The sequence below is a fragment of the Glycomyces mayteni genome (assembly GCF_042428885.1).
In the GTDB taxonomy this organism is placed as follows: Bacteria; Actinomycetota; Actinomycetes; order Mycobacteriales; family Micromonosporaceae; genus Glycomyces; species Glycomyces mayteni.
Map to the genome: position 1 here is coordinate 843,999 of NZ_JBHMBP010000001.1, position 13,828 is coordinate 857,826.

The window sequence follows — 13,828 nt, forward strand, 5'->3', positions numbered from 1 at the left end:
GTGCGCCGCGGCCCGCGCACATGCCGCTCGACGCCCACCCTTCGGGCCGCTTACGCTGGTGTCATGCCGAACATCGACGTCATCTCTTTCTCCCGGGGCGCCCCGTCGCTCGACATCGTCGACACCGAGGGCCTCAAGGCCGCGGCCGTGGCCGCCCTCGACGCCGACCCGGCCGGGACCACCGGCTACGGCACGTCCGTGGGCTACCCCGCGCTGCGCGAGTGGATCGCCGCCAAGCACGGCGTCCAGCCCGAGAACGTGCTGGTCACCAACGGCTCGATGCAGGCCGACGCGTTCCTGTTCGACGCGCTCGTCAAGCCCGACTCGGCGGTGGTCGTCGAACGGCCCACCTACGACCGGACCCTCCTGGGCCTGCGCGAGCGCCGCGGCCGCCTCCACCCCGTCCGCGTCCAGGCCGACGGCCTCGACGTCGACGAGCTCGAAGTGCTCCTCAAGGACGGCGTCCGCCCGTCCCTGGCGCACATCATCCCGAACTTCCAGAACCCGGCGGGCGTCACGCTCTCGGGCGAGAAGCGCGTCCGCCTCCTCCAGCTCGCCGAGGACTACGACTTCACGATCTTCGAGGACGACCCGTACCTCGACATCCGCTTCCGCGGCGACCAGTTCCCGACCATGCTGGAGCAGGACGCCGGGCGCCGCGTCGTCTACGCGTCCTCGTTCTCCAAGACCGTCTGCCCCGGCCTGCGCACCGGCTACCTCGTCGGCCCCGCCGACCTCATCGCCCAGATCGCGGCCGCCGCCACGAACACGTACATCGCGCCGAACATGTTCGCGCAGTCCACGATCTACCAGTTCGCGGCCTCCGGCGCCCTCGACCGGTCCATCGAGACGGTCAAGGCCGCCCTGGAGGAGCGCGTCGACCAGCTCGCCGCGTCCCTGCGCGCGCACCTGCCGAACGCCGAGTTCGTCGTCCCCGACGGCGGCTACTTCCTGTGGGTCGACCTCGGCGAGGGCGTCGACTGCGCGAAGGTCGCCGCCGCGGCCGCCGACGAGGGCGTCCAGGTCGTCAAGGGCACCGACTTCGTGCTCGACGGCGGCGAGTCCTGCCTGCGCCTGGCCTACTCCGCCGTGAAGGCCGACCGCATCGACGAGGGCGTGCGCCGCCTCGCCAAGGCCGTGGAGACCTCCCGCGCCTGACCGGAGCGCCGGCCGTCACGACACGAGACGTGACGGCACGGCAACTCTTCGTCGAGTATGGATGGCGGTTATGCGACATGGCGTATAACCGCCACCGCACCGCCCTTCCCCGGAAGCGAGCGGGGCGACACAATCGGTTGCGTGGCCGCGGCCCAGCCCGCGGCAGCATCCGTTATCCCGCCCCCTGACGCCGGATCGGTGGACTCGCCCACTCCCCCCCGGAGCGAGACACCGGTCCGGCGTTGCCCTTCCCCGCACCGCGCTCCCCTTGCCCCGGAACGATTCCGGGGACCCGTGCCCGCACGGATCCCCGATCACCCGGCCCGCGGCCGGATGCCTTCCCTCTCCCGCCGCGGCGGCGGCGTCCCCCCGGACCGCCGCGCCGCCCGGCGGCGCTACCGACTCACGCTGTCGACGAGCTCCTCCTGGAGCGCCCGGTCGTCCAGCTCCGTGTCGTCCAGCAGCTCGTCGGCGAGCAGCTGCTCCCCGATCGACTCCGTGCGCTGGCGGTACCACAGGTACGCGACGGCGCCGCCGATCGCCAGGCCCGCCCCGATGGCGCCCGCCACCCACGGCCACTTCGGCGCCGGGGGCTTGCGCAGCCCCACTTTCGCGAGGACGACGTTGACCTTCGGCGCCGCGGCGTCGCGGGTGCCCCGCGCGGCCGCGAAACCCGCGTCCTTGAACGAGGTCACACCGTGCTTGAAATGGTCCACTGCCTCCCGGGTGGGAGTCGCGGAACGTCGGCTGAAGCCCATCGTGAATGCCTCCTCTAGGTGCATGTACAACTCATCGTGCACCGGCCTGTGACACCCGTCGAGGGAAACGGGGGAGAAAGTTGGACGAACCTCGGCCGTCTGGCACCATAGACGCCATGACGAAGGCGACGCTGAAGACCAATGCCGGCGACATCCGGATCGAACTGCTCGACAACCACGCGCCCAAGACCGTGGCGAACTTCGTGGGGCTCGCGGAGGGCACCAAGGAGTACAAGGACCCGGAGACCGGCCAGCCCGGCTCGGGCCCGTACTACGACGGTGTGATCTTCCACCGCGTCATCGACGGCTTCATGATCCAGGGCGGCGACCCCACGGGCACCGGCCGCGGCGGCCCCGGCTACCAGTTCGCCGACGAGTTCCACCCGGACCTCCACTTCGGCCAGCCGTACCTCCTCGCGATGGCGAACGCCGGGCCCGGCACCAACGGCTCCCAGTTCTTCATCACGCTGGGCCCGACCCCGCACCTGAACTTCAAGCACACCATCTTCGGCCAGGTCACCGACCCCGAGTCGCAGTCGGTCGTCGACCGCATCGGCAAGACCGCGACCGGCCCGATGGACCGCCCGGTCAACGAGATCGTCATCGAGTCCGTCGTCATCGAGAAGTAGCACCCCCTCGATGAGCGAAGAGCAGTCGGCCCCGGTCTGCTATCGCCACCGGAACCGCCAGACGTACCTGCGCTGCGTGCGCTGCGACAAGCCGATCTGCGCCGACTGCCGGATCGACGCCCCCGTGGGCTTCCAATGCCCCGACTGCGTGGCCGAGGGCCGCCGGACGATGCGCAAGACGCGCTCCTCGTTCGGCGGCGGCTCGCGCGCGGGCGTCGCCGGGACCGCCACGAAGGTCCTCATCGGCGCGAACGTCGCGGTGTTCGTCCTGGCGATCGTCGCGGGCGGCAGCCTCTCCGCGGTCACGTCCTCGTCGATGACGCCGCTGCACATGTTCGGCGCCGAGATTGGTTTCGTGCCCGGCTACAGCACCGACGTGCCGGTGACGCTCTTCGGGAACACGTTCACCACGCCGGTCGTGGCCGCGGGCGGGTACTACCGCATGATCACGGCCATGTTCCTGCACTTCGGGGCCATCCACCTGCTGTTCAACATGGTGGTGCTGTGGATGCTCGGGCGGATCCTCGAACGCGACCTCGGGCCCGCGCGGTTCACCGCGGCCTACTTCCTGTCCGGTCTCGCCGGCTCGGTCGCGGTCTACCTGTTCTCCTACGACACGTTCACGGCCGGCGCCTCCGGTGCCGTCTACGGCCTGTTCGGGCTCCTCATCATGGTCAACCGCAAGCTCCGGCGCGACAACCAGGGCATCTACGTGCTCTTGGGCCTCAACCTGGTGCTGACCATCTTCATGGGCTTCAGCCTCGCGGGCCACGTCGGCGGCCTCATCGGCGGCCTGATCTGCGGCGCGATCCTCACGTTCACGCCGCGCGAGCGGCGACAGCTCCACTGGATCGGCTTCGCGCTGTTCCTGATCGCGCTCGCCGCAGTCACGTTCTTCCAGACCGGCTCCCTCGACAACCGCTTCGACGTCGTCTAGCCCCCGGGCCGCCGCAAGGCGGCCCGGCGGAGACCACCGCCGATCCCACCCTTCTCCGCCCGGTGCCGAACGCTGCCGCTCGTGCGCTTCCCTGCCGCGCATAGACGCTGCCGCCCGCGCCTTCCCCCGCCGGGCCAGAACGCCGCCGATCGCGCTTTTCTCGCGATCGCTTCGGGGCCCCTCCCCCCGCCCCCACCCCGCCCGCCCGATGTCGTTTGCCTGCATGGTGTCGGTGGCCGTCGCCTTGGCGGCGGCCGGCGGTCGTCGTTGACCGCCCGTGCGGTGGGCCGATGTCCGGCCGGGGCTTGCGGGGCCGGGGGTGCCGGTCGCCGCGGGGGCCTCGGTCGTGGTCGGTGCCGCTATTTCAGGTCCGCGGCCCAGGATCGGGCCTGGTCGAGGTCTTCCGGGGTGTCGCAGTCGAACCACGGGGGCGGACTGGCGTCCTCCCAGACCACGGTCTCGATGTCGATCCCGGTGAACAGGAACCTCGCGGGGGCTCCCGGTTCGACCCCGACCGCGTTGCGGCGGAGCCGCGCCGCGGGCCATACGCCGCACAGCCACTGCCTGCGTCCCGCGTTGTCGCAGAAGACCGCTCCGGTCTCCGGGCCCGCCGCGTCCGCCGTGCCGAGGAGGAGGCGCAGCGCCTCCGGCGTCAGGAACGGGAGGTCCCCGGGGAGGACCGCCACCCGCGTGCAGTGGTCGGGGACCTGCTCCAGGCCGGTCCGGACCGACCTCGCCGGGCCCGAACCCGGCGGGTCCTCCAGGACCTCGACCACCCCTTCGGGGAGGGGCGCGGCGTCGGCGGGCCGCGCGCCCACCACCACCCGGGCGGCCGCCCCGGCGCAGGCCGCCAGCATCCGTTCGAGGATCGTCGCACCGTCGACGACCAGTTCGCTCTTCGCGCATCCGGCGAATCGCCGGGCCTTGCCGCCGACCAGGAGGATCGCGGCGAAATCGCTCGGGAGTTCACCCATGCCCCCAGACTAGCCATCAGGGCCGTGGCGCGGTGGTCGGTGGACGACGCCGTTCGGGCGCGTGTTCTCGCGATCCGCGGTGCGGACTTCGGTGTCGGCATGCCTTTCCTCTCATGTGCGTCGGTCGGGTTCGTGCGGGATTCGGGGGGAGGCCCGGGTCAGTCGTCTTTCTCTGCGGCTTCGATGTCGCCGGTGCCGATGCGGCCGATGGCGCTCGGCGGGTAGCCCGCCTGGAGGGCGGCCATGAGCATCTGGGCGAGCCGGTAGTGCGGGCTCGCCTTCAGAGCCGTCTCGAACGCTTCGAGGGCGAGGACGCCGTTGCCGAAGCGGTAGGCCGCGTAGCCCGCGACCGTCGCGGCCGGGGCGAGGAGGTCGTCGGCCATGTGGCGGGCGACCCACAGCCACAGGTCGATCCGGTTGCCGTCGAGGCCGCCGCCGCTGATGCGGCGCAGTGCGTAGTCGCGGATGTCCAAGTCGCCGAGGGCGAGGCCGATCGAGGCGATGTCCTCGGGGCCGGGCAGGGCCCGCGTGCTCAGCCAGTGGTCGATCGCGTGGAGGTCGCGGGAGCGCTGGGCCGCCCAGTCGAGGTCCGCTTCGGCGGCGAGCGTCTGCGCCACCGCCCGCTCGACTGCGGCGCGGCGGCCCGGCGGGGCCGGGGCGAGCTGCTCGGCGATCGCGGCGCGGTCGGCCGCGGCGTAGCAGCCCGCGACCGCGACCTCGCAGGACGCCGGAGTGGACTCCGGGACCGGTGTGCCCTCGGCCGGGCAGCAGGGCTTGTCGCAGGTCAGGCTGAACCAGCGGCCCTCGGTGACCCGGAGCTCGTCGAGCGGCGGGATGCCCGCGTGGTCGAAGCGGAGCGCCGCGCGGGCGATCGAGGCCTCGGCGACCTCCTTGTCGCCGTAGGCGATCACCACGGATTCGTTGCAGTTGTTGAGGCTCAGCTGCGCCGTCAGGTCGATCAGGTGCTCCATGTGGTCGGCCGAGCCGGGGAGGTCCACCCGGAAGGTGCACTGGAGCCTCCGGTCGATGAGGCCCACCGCCACGAGGCTGTGCTCCGGGTGGAATCCGAGGAGGAGCGGGACTGTCGTCAGGAGGTCGGTGGGGCCTGTGATGCTGATTCGCGCCTGTGTCGTGCTCATCGGTCAACTGTCCGTCAGGTGCCGACTACTGGCAAGAATTCTTTTTCGGGCTGTGGATAACTTTTTACGGCTCAGAAAGTGGTTGTGGATTGTTTGGCGTGTTTCTGGATGTCGTGGTAGCCGCGTGGGGCGGCGCTTTCGCGCCGCCCCTGCTGACCGGTTAGGCGAGGCGCTTCGCTCCCGCGGCTTCGAGCACCGCGAACAGCACCACCAGCGCCGCCCCGCCGAGCATCACCACGACGCCCGCGACCGTCAGGTCCACCAGGCCCGTGAACGGCAGCGCCGCCAGCGCGGCCGCGGCGACGGCGTTGTTCACGACCACGCCGATCACCTGGCCGCGCACCAGGACCGGATACCCGGCGACCAGTGCGAGCGCGACCGCGCAGCCGAGGAGGTACACGCCGAGCGGGACCGCCCAGGCCGGGCCGAGGCCCAGGAGCGGGTCGACCAGGGCGAACCCGGCGGTCATGAGGAGGCCGAAGGCCGCGCAGGCGGCGGCGTCCTGGCGGAGGAGGGTGCGGAGGCGGGCCTCGGCGGTGGCGGGGGCGGTCGTCGTCATGGGTTCCTCCAGGGGGTCGGGGCGGGGCTCGGGTGCCGCCGCATGCCGACCATGGTGGGCCGGGCGGGTCCGGTCCGCAATGACCTCGGAGGTCATGGCCGGGCGGCGCGGGCGCGGCTACGGTTGCGCCGTGACCGTCCAGACCCTTCCCGCGTTCGGCGCGCTGCTGCGGCAGTGGCGCGAGCGGCGCCGCCTCAGCCAGTTCGAGCTGTCGGTGCGCACCGGCGTGTCCGCGAGGCACCTGTCGCGCATCGAGACCGGCCGGGCCGAGCCCAGCCGCCGCATGGTGCTGCGCCTGGCCGAGGACCTCGGTGTGCCGCTGCGGGAGCGGAACGCGCTGCTGGTGGCCGCGGGGTTCGCACCCGCGTGGGACGAGACGGACTACTGGGACGAGCGGCTCGCGGTCGCCCGGCGGGCGGTGGCGCTGATCCTCGAGCACCACGACCCGCTCCCGGCGGTGGTGGTGGACCGGTTCGGGAACCTCCTCGACTTCAACGGGGGCGCGGCCGTGCTCATGGAGGGCGTCGACCAGGCGCTGCTGTCGGGGCGGGTGAACCTCGCGCGCGTGGCGCTGCACCCTGGCGGGATGGCGCCGCGGCTGCGGAACTTCCGGGAGGTGCAGCGGTACTTCCTCGACCGGCTGCGGGAGCAGTACGCGGTGGACGAGCACCCGGCGGTGGCCGCGCTCATCGAGGAGGTCGGCGGGTACGGGCCGGGGGCGGACGACGGCGAGTGGGACGACAGTGCGGCGCCGCATCCGATCGCGCTGCCGCTGCGGGTGGGGTCGTCGCGGGGCGAGCTGTCGATGTTCACGACGATCGCGACGTTCGGCGCGCCGCGGGACGTGACGGTGTCGGAGCTCGCCGTGGAGCTGTTCTTCCCCCTCGACGAGGCGACGCGGGAGGCGTTCGCCAAGGGCGCGTGAGGGGCCGTGGCGGAGCCCTCCGGGGTCGCGGAGGCCGCGCGGGCGGGCCCGGCGGGGGGCTAGGCTAGAGGGTCTGGAGCGGGCCGTCCGCGGGGGCGCGGCCGGGGGCCCAGCGAGGACAAAACCACAGGTCAAAGCGGGAGTCAAGCGTGTCGAACCAGTACGTCCACCTGCACGTGCACACCGAGTACTCGATGCTCGACGGAGCGGCGAAGCTCAAACCCCTGTTCGCGGAGGCGCAGCGGCTCGGGCAGCCCGCGATCGCCATGACCGACCACGGCAACATGTACGGCGGGTTCGCGTTCTACCAGGAGGCGAAGAAGACCGGGATCAAGCCGATCCTCGGCATCGAGGCGTACATCGCGCCGCAGGACCGGTTCCACAAGAAGCCCGTCTTCTGGGGCGAGCCGAGCCAGCGCGGCGACGACCTCTCCGGCGGCGGCTCGTACACGCACATGACGATGGTCGCGAAGAACTCGACGGGCCTGCGGAACCTGTTCAAGCTCTCCAGTGTCGCGTCGTTCGAGGGCTACTACTACAAGCCGCGCATGGACCGCGAGCTCATCGCGCAGCACGCCGAGGGGATCGTGGCGACCACCGGGTGCCCCTCGGGGGAGGTGCAGACCAGGTTCCGGCTGGGGCAGCACGAGGCGGCGTACCAGGCGGCCTCGGACTACCGGGACATCTTCGGGGAGGAGAACTTCTTCCTGGAGATCATGGACCACGACAACCAGATCGACATGCGCGTGAAGAACGAGCTGTACGAGATGGCGCAGAAGATGAAGCTGCGGCCGCTGGTCACCAACGACTCGCACTTCGTGACCGAGGACCAGAAGTCGACGCACGCGGCGCTGCTGTGCGTCCAGTCGGGGACGACGCTCGACGACCCGAAGCGGTTCAAGTTCGACGGCGAGGGCTACTTCCTGCGCTCGGCCGAGCAGATGTACGGGATCAAGACCGACGACCTGTGGCAGGAGGGCTGCGCGAACACGCTGCTGGTGGCCGAGATGGTCGAGTCGTACGACGACGTGTTCGCCGTGCAGGACCGGATGCCGGTGATCGGCGTGCCGGAGGGGCACGACCAGGGGACGTGGCTGCGGGAGCAGGTGCGGACGGGCCTGGCGGAGCGGTTCCCGGGCCGTGAGGTGCCCGCGGACTACCTGGAGCGGGCCGAGCTCGAACTGGACGTCATCATCAACGCGGGCTACCCGTCGTACTTCCTGGTCGTCGCCGACCTCATCTCCCACGCCCGGTCGATCGGGATCTACGTGGGGCCGGGCCGCGGGTCCGCGGCCGGTTCGCTGGTCGCGTACGCGATGAAGATCACGAACATCGACCCGATCGAGCACGGGCTGCTGTTCGAGCGGTTCCTCAACCCCGAGCGCGTGTCCATGCCCGACATCGACATCGACTTCGACGACCGGCGGCGCGGCGAGATGATCACGTACGCGACGGAGAAGTACGGGAAGGAGTTCGTCGCCCAGGTCATCACGTTCGGCACGATCAAGACCAAGGCCGCGATCAAGGACTCGGCGCGCGTCCACCACGGGCAGCCGGGGTTCTCGATCGCCGAGCGGATCACCAAGGCCCTGCCGCCGCCGGTGGCCGCCACTGACATCCCGCTGTCGGGGATCATGGACCCGGGGCACGAGCGGTACAAGGAGGCCCAGGAGGTCCGGTCGCTCATCGAGTCCGACGGCGAGGTCCGCACGATCTTCGACACGGCGCTGGGCCTGGAGGGGCTGATCCGCAACGCCGGCGTCCACGCGTGCGCGGTCATCCTGTCGTCGCAGCCGCTCGTGGACTGCATCCCCATGTGGGCCAGGCCGGACGGGTCGATCATCACCGGGTGGGACTACCCCTCGTGCGAGGACATCGGCCTGCTGAAGATGGACTTCCTGGGGCTGCGGAACCTCACGGTCATCGGGGACGCGATCGAGGCGATCAAGCTCAACCGGGGCATCGAGCTGGACCTGGACACGCTCGCCACGGACGACCCGAAGGCGTACGAGCTGCTGGCGCGCGGCGACAGCCTCGGGGTGTTCCAGCTCGACGGCGGCGCCATGCGCGAGCTCCTCAAGCGCATGCAGCCCACCGAGTTCAACGACATCATCGCGGTGAACGCCCTGTACCGGCCGGGCCCGATGGCCGCGAACTCGCACAACAACTACGCCGACCGCAAGAACAAGCGCCAGGACGTCACGCCGCTGCACCCCGAGCTCGCGGAGGCCCTGGAGGAGATCCTCGCCGAGACGTACGGCCTCATCGTCTACCAGGAGCAGATCATGCGCATCGCGCAGAAGCTCGCCGGGTTCACGATGGGCCAGGCGGACGTGCTCCGCAAGGCCATGGGCAAGAAGAAGCTCGACGTCCTGGAGAAGCAGTTCGCGGCGTTCGAGGCGGGCATGCAGGGCAACGGGTACTCCAAGGACTCGATCAAGACCCTGTGGGACATCATGCTCCCGTTCGCCGGGTACGCGTTCAACAAGTCGCACGCCGCGGGCTACGCGCTCGTCGGGTACTGGACGGCGTACCTGAAGGCGAACTACCCGGCCGAGTACATGGCGGCGCTGCTCACCTCCGTGGGCGACTCGAAGGACAAGGCCGCCGTGTACCTGTCGGAGTGCCGGCGCATGGGCATCACGGTGATGCCGCCGGACGTGAACGAGTCGCGGCACATGTTCCACCCGGTCGGCAAGGACATCAGGTACGGGCTCGGCGCGGTCCGCAACGTCGGCGCGAACGTCGTCGCCGGGATCATCGAGGCCCGCGAGGAGAAGGGCGCGTACGCGGACTTCAAGGACTTCCTCCAGAAGGTCCCGGCGCCGGTGTGCAACAAGCGGACCGTCGAGTCGCTCATCAAGGCGGGCGCGTTCGACTCCCTCGGGCACGCCCGGCGGGGCCTCGCGGAGGTCCACGAGAAGGCCATCGACGCGATGGTGTCGATCAAGAAGGAGGAGGCGCGCGGCCAGTTCGACCTGTTCGGCGGCATGATGGAGGAGACCACCGACACGCTCGGCGTGGACCTGACCATCGCCGACGACGAGTGGGACCGGCGCGACAAGCTCGGGTTCGAGCGGGAGATGCTCGGCCTGTACGTCTCCGACCACCCGCTCAACGGGTTCGAGCGGCTCCTGTCCTCGAACGCGGACCGGCCGATCGCGGCCCTGCACGGCGAGGACGTCCCCGACGGCGCGAACGTGCGCGTCGCCGGGATCCTCCAGAACGTCGCCAAGCGGGTCACCAAGCAGGGCAAACTGTGGGCGTCGGCGACCCTGGAGGACCTCGCCGGCTCGATCGAGGTGCGGTTCTTCCCCAACACGTACGAGCTGGTGTCGGAGTCGCTCGCCGACGACCTCGTGTGCTGCGTCAAGGGCAAGCTCGACCGCCGGGACGGGACCGCGCAGCTCATCGCGCAGGACCTCGCCGTCCTCGACACGACCTCGGGGCCCGAGTCGAACTCGGCGCCGATCACGCTCGCGCTGCGCGCCGCGTCGGTGAACCCCGACCTCATCGAGAAGCTCTCCGACACGTTCAAGACCCACCGCGGCGAGGCGCAGGTCCGCGTCCAGATCGCCAACGGCCCCAAGACGACCCTCCTCGCCCTCGGCGACGCGTGGCGGGTGCGGCCCTCCGTGGAGCTGTCCGCGGACCTGAAGGCGCTCCTCGGCGCCGGGGCCCTCATGGGGTAGGAGGCACGGGGTAGCAGCGCAGTACGGACGGGCCCGCCGGGAGGCGGGCCCGTCCGCGTTCGCGGGCCCCGCCGAGGCGGAGGATCATCGGTGCGTGACCACCACGCCCGTACACGACCTCGGCGCGGCCTCCCCGAAGCGCCGCCCCGCCGCCGCCCTCCGGTTCCTCACCGAGATCGCCGCGTGGGCCGCGCTCGGCACCGCCGCCGGGCAGGTCCACCTCGCCCTCGGCATCGGCGCGGTCCTCGTCGCCATCGCGGTCCCCGCCGTGCTCGCCACCCCCGGCGACAAGCCCTCCGCCGCCGTCCCCGTCCCCGGCTGGGCCACCGTCCTCATCCTCGCCGCGACCATGGCCGCGGGCGTCGCCTGCGCCTGGATCGCCTGGCCCCTGTGGGCCGCGGCCGCCCTGAGCGCCTTGACGGCCGCGTCCCTGGTCGCGGAGCTGCCGCGCTGGCGCTGGCTCCTCCGACCCTGATGTGACGCGCATCGCACCGGGCGCGGTCACATCGGCGTCCCGGCATCCGTCATGGAGGCAGAACGATCCACCGAGAAGGGAACACCGCCATGACCGTCCTGCCCCGCATCGAGAACCCCGCCCAGTACCTGCCCGTCGTGGGCGAGATCGCCGCGGCCGTCAACAAGGTGAACGCCGACGGCGTCCTCCCGGCCACGACCGCGTCCCTCGTGCACCTGCGCGTCGGCCAGCTCCTCGGCTCCAGCTACTTCACGTCCCGGCAGCTCGAAGCCGCCGACGACACCCCCGAGCGGCTCGGGGCCGTCGCCACCTGGCGCACCTCGCCGCTGTTCACCGACGCCGAACGGGCCGCGCTGGCCCTCGCCGAGGCCGTCCACACCCCGAACCCGACCGGCGAGCGCGTCTCCGACGAGGTCGTCGACGAGGCCCGCAAGCACCTCACCGAGGAGCAGATCGTCGTCCTCATCGGGGTGCTCGGGCAGATCGGGTTCTTCATGCCGCTCGCGCTCATCGGCAGCCCCAAGGTCGGCGTGTCCTTCGCCGAGCAGTGGCAGCGCTAGCAAGGACCGCAAGGAGACAGGAGGAAGGGCCCGCGCACCGCGCGGGCCCTTCTCCTTGGGGCCGAGGCTCAGACGAGCACGCCCAGGGTGAGGGCGGCGGCGGCCGGGACCAGGTACATGAGCGGGGCCACGAGGGTCTGGTACGAGCGGGCCCGCAGGACGGTGACGACCGCGCCGAGGAAGTACAGGACCAGGCCGGCCCCGGCGGCGATGCCGATCCACGGGACGACCAGGCCCGCCAGGAGTCCGAGCGCGCCCGCGGCCTTCGCGAGGCCCAGCCGGAACCACCACGACTGCGGGACGCCGTAGTGGCGGAGCGGCTCGACCACGTACGGGGCCTTCGCCCAGATCGAGTAGGCCGAGAACCCGGTCCAGAGGGCCGCGGCGACGGTGACGGTGTAGAAGGCGATGCTCATCGGACTGCTCCGGTTCTCGTTGGACGCTGTTGCCCGTGTGAACCGGCGCGCCGCCCCGACGTGACCGGCAGTGACCGGCATCACCTGTCGGTGGGGGGTTCTAGTATTCGGCGGTGACACCGCAGATGCGACCGATCGGGGCCGGGACCGCGACCCTCCACGACCGGCGGACCGAGCGCTCCTGGACCGCCGAGGTCGCGCCGTTCCTCCTGGGCGCCGTGCCCGTCACGCGCGCCCTGTACGCCGAAGTCCTCGGCGGCACCGCCGGGGACGGCGCCGGGGACCTCCCGGCGGTGGAGGTGTCCTGGCTCGACGCCGTCCGCTGGTGCAACGCCGTGTCGGTGCGCGAAGGGCTGCGGCCCGCCTACGCGGGCACGGACACCGGCGAGAGCGACGACGTGGTGTGGGACCGGGCCGCGGACGGCTACCGGCTGCCCACCGAGGCCGAATGGGAGCACGCCTGCCGCGCCGGGACCGCCGGCCCCCGCTACGGCGACCTCGACGCGATCGCCTGGCACCGCGGCAACTCCGGGGAGCGCCTCCACGAGGTCGCCGGGCGCGAACCGAACCCGTGGGGCCTGTACGACATGCTCGGCAACGCCTGGGAGTGGTGCTTCGACGTGTACGACCGGGAGGTCTACCGCGACTACCGGGTCATCAAGGGCGGCGGCTGGTTCGACGAGCACTGGTCCTGCCGGGCCGGGGTCCGCCGCCGCACCATGCCCGTCCTGCGCATCGACGACCTCGGCTTCCGCCCCGCACGGAACGCTTGAAGGCCCGGGGCGCCGGACCGGGCCCGCCGAGATCGCCGCGGCCTCGTCGCGACCCTGGACGGGTGAGGGGCTACGACCAGTTCGCGCGGCGCGCGGCCCGGCGCAGCACCCGCAGCAGCAGCGGGCCCGTCAGGACCAGCAGCACCGCCGTCGTGACCGCCCGGCCCACGTCCCAGCCCAGGGACGTCGCCAGCGAGTACGCGAGGAGGCGCGGCAGGTTCTCGCCGAGCCCGCCGCCCGGCACGTACGCCAGCTCCCCCTGCGTGATCGCGAACGGCCAGAACGACAGGTTCATCAACAGCCCGTAGGCGAGCGAGGCGACGACGCCGTAGCCGACGAGCAGCGCGACCTCCCCGGCCCGGCCCGCCCGCGTGTCCGGGGTACGCGGCAGCAGCCCCGCGCCCAGGCCCACGAACGCCGCCGCGAACATCTGATACGGCATCCACGGCCCCACCCCGCCCGTGAGCAGCGCCGACGCGAACAGGCCCGTGCAGCCCAACAGGAACCCGAACCCCGCCCCGAACACCCTGCCCGCCAGCACGATCAGGAAGAACACCGTCTCCACCCCGGCCGCCCCCGCCCCGAACGGGCGCACCGCCGCGACCACCGCCGACAGCACCCCCAGCAGCGCCACCGCCCGCGCGTCCAGGCCGCCGTCCGCGAGCTGCACCACCACCGTCGCCGTCACCAACGGCAGCAGCAGCGCGAACAGCCAAGGGCCCGAAGTGGTCTCGGTCAGCGCCCCGCCCGGCGCGGCCAGCAGCGGCCACGACATCGCGACGAGGCCGAACCCGGCCGCGAGCGCCAGCGCCACCGCCGCCCGCCGGTGGACG

At 71.7% G+C, this 13,828-nt stretch carries 14 protein-coding genes; 8 read left to right on the forward strand and 6 right to left on the reverse strand.

The features are described 5' to 3' along the window. Complete coding sequence (locus ACFFXY_RS04015; RefSeq protein ID WP_382347376.1) at positions 1–1,158, forward strand: aminotransferase-like domain-containing protein; 1,158 nt, start codon at positions 1–3, stop codon at positions 1,156–1,158. A gap of 395 nt (positions 1,159–1,553) precedes the next feature. Here the strand turns inward: ACFFXY_RS04015 and ACFFXY_RS04020 are convergent, their stop codons facing one another. Next, positions 1,554–1,853 carry a hypothetical protein gene (locus ACFFXY_RS04020; protein WP_359947031.1) on the reverse strand — a complete coding sequence of 100 codons (300 nt, stop codon included), beginning with the start codon at positions 1,851–1,853 and terminating at the stop codon, positions 1,554–1,556. Between the two features lie 179 nt (positions 1,854–2,032). Between ACFFXY_RS04020 and ACFFXY_RS04025 the strand changes: the two genes are divergently transcribed. Both ACFFXY_RS04025 and ACFFXY_RS04030 read left to right on the forward strand, forming a co-directional pair. After that, entirely contained in the window at positions 2,033–2,545 is a 513-nt protein-coding gene (locus tag ACFFXY_RS04025; protein ID WP_359947033.1) for a peptidylprolyl isomerase, read from the forward strand. Between the two features lie 10 nt (positions 2,546–2,555). Continuing rightward, positions 2,556–3,482, forward strand: coding sequence for a rhomboid family intramembrane serine protease (locus tag ACFFXY_RS04030; protein WP_382346083.1), 927 nt, complete (start codon positions 2,556–2,558; stop codon positions 3,480–3,482). Between the two features lie 359 nt (positions 3,483–3,841). Here the strand turns inward: ACFFXY_RS04030 and mobA are convergent, their stop codons facing one another. The 3 genes from mobA to ACFFXY_RS04045 form a co-directional block, all read right to left on the reverse strand. Next, positions 3,842–4,456: a molybdenum cofactor guanylyltransferase gene (gene mobA, locus ACFFXY_RS04035; RefSeq protein WP_382346085.1), complete on the reverse strand. Its 615-nt coding sequence runs from the start codon at positions 4,454–4,456 to the stop codon at positions 3,842–3,844. A 158-nt stretch (positions 4,457–4,614) separates the two neighbouring features. Next, positions 4,615–5,595, reverse strand: coding sequence for a DUF4192 domain-containing protein (locus tag ACFFXY_RS04040; RefSeq protein ID WP_382346087.1), 981 nt, complete (start codon positions 5,593–5,595; stop codon positions 4,615–4,617). Between the two features lie 160 nt (positions 5,596–5,755). Beyond that, positions 5,756–6,154: a hypothetical protein gene (locus ACFFXY_RS04045; protein WP_382346089.1), complete on the reverse strand. Its 399-nt coding sequence runs from the start codon at positions 6,152–6,154 to the stop codon at positions 5,756–5,758. A 130-nt stretch (positions 6,155–6,284) separates the two neighbouring features. Here ACFFXY_RS04045 and ACFFXY_RS04050 point away from each other — a divergent pair, with 130 nt between their 5' ends. From ACFFXY_RS04050 to ACFFXY_RS04065, 4 genes are all read left to right on the forward strand, one after another. Further along, positions 6,285–7,079 (forward strand): helix-turn-helix domain-containing protein, encoded by a 795-nt coding sequence (locus ACFFXY_RS04050; protein ID WP_382346091.1) that lies wholly within the window; start codon positions 6,285–6,287, stop codon positions 7,077–7,079. A 149-nt stretch (positions 7,080–7,228) separates the two neighbouring features. Beyond that, positions 7,229–10,771, forward strand: coding sequence for a DNA polymerase III subunit alpha (gene dnaE, locus ACFFXY_RS04055; protein WP_382346093.1), 3,543 nt, complete (start codon positions 7,229–7,231; stop codon positions 10,769–10,771). Positions 10,772–10,865: 94 nt separating this feature from the next. Further along, positions 10,866–11,246, forward strand: coding sequence for a hypothetical protein (locus ACFFXY_RS04060; protein WP_382346095.1), 381 nt, complete (start codon positions 10,866–10,868; stop codon positions 11,244–11,246). Between the two features lie 89 nt (positions 11,247–11,335). Further along, entirely contained in the window at positions 11,336–11,806 is a 471-nt protein-coding gene (locus ACFFXY_RS04065) for a carboxymuconolactone decarboxylase family protein (protein WP_382346097.1), read from the forward strand. Between the two features lie 68 nt (positions 11,807–11,874). Here ACFFXY_RS04065 and ACFFXY_RS04070 read toward each other — a convergent pair whose 3' ends face one another. Then, entirely contained in the window at positions 11,875–12,222 is a 348-nt protein-coding gene (locus ACFFXY_RS04070) for a DoxX family protein (protein ID WP_382346099.1), read from the reverse strand. Positions 12,223–12,347: 125 nt separating this feature from the next. Here ACFFXY_RS04070 and ACFFXY_RS04075 point away from each other — a divergent pair, with 125 nt between their 5' ends. After that, the gene (locus ACFFXY_RS04075) at positions 12,348–12,995 is read left to right on the forward strand and encodes a formylglycine-generating enzyme family protein (RefSeq protein ID WP_382347379.1); all 648 of its coding nucleotides are present in this window, start codon (positions 12,348–12,350) and stop codon (positions 12,993–12,995) included. Positions 12,996–13,065: 70 nt separating this feature from the next. Here the strand turns inward: ACFFXY_RS04075 and ACFFXY_RS04080 are convergent, their stop codons facing one another. Next, positions 13,066–13,770 carry an ECF transporter S component gene (locus tag ACFFXY_RS04080; protein ID WP_382347382.1) on the reverse strand — a complete coding sequence of 235 codons (705 nt, stop codon included), beginning with the start codon at positions 13,768–13,770 and terminating at the stop codon, positions 13,066–13,068. Between the last annotated feature and the right edge of the window lie 58 nt (positions 13,771–13,828).

Excerpts from the sequence above, each read along its gene's own strand:
- ACFFXY_RS04025 (WP_359947033.1), top strand. The coding sequence starts at position 2,033 with ATGACGAAGGCGACGCTGAAGACCAATGCCGGCGACATCCGGATCGAA.
- ACFFXY_RS04030 (WP_382346083.1), top strand. The coding sequence starts at position 2,556 with ATGAGCGAAGAGCAGTCGGCCCCGGTCTGCTATCGCCACCGGAACCGC.
- mobA (WP_382346085.1), bottom strand. The coding sequence starts at position 4,456 with ATGGGTGAACTCCCGAGCGATTTCGCCGCGATCCTCCTGGTCGGCGGC.
- ACFFXY_RS04040 (WP_382346087.1), bottom strand. The coding sequence starts at position 5,595 with ATGAGCACGACACAGGCGCGAATCAGCATCACAGGCCCCACCGACCTC.
- ACFFXY_RS04045 (WP_382346089.1), bottom strand. The coding sequence starts at position 6,154 with ATGACGACGACCGCCCCCGCCACCGCCGAGGCCCGCCTCCGCACCCTC.
- ACFFXY_RS04065 (WP_382346097.1), top strand. The coding sequence starts at position 11,336 with ATGACCGTCCTGCCCCGCATCGAGAACCCCGCCCAGTACCTGCCCGTC.
- ACFFXY_RS04070 (WP_382346099.1), bottom strand. The coding sequence starts at position 12,222 with ATGAGCATCGCCTTCTACACCGTCACCGTCGCCGCGGCCCTCTGGACC.
- ACFFXY_RS04075 (WP_382347379.1), top strand. The coding sequence starts at position 12,348 with ATGCGACCGATCGGGGCCGGGACCGCGACCCTCCACGACCGGCGGACC.
- ACFFXY_RS04080 (WP_382347382.1), bottom strand. The coding sequence starts at position 13,770 with ATGTCGTGGCCGCTGCTGGCCGCGCCGGGCGGGGCGCTGACCGAGACC.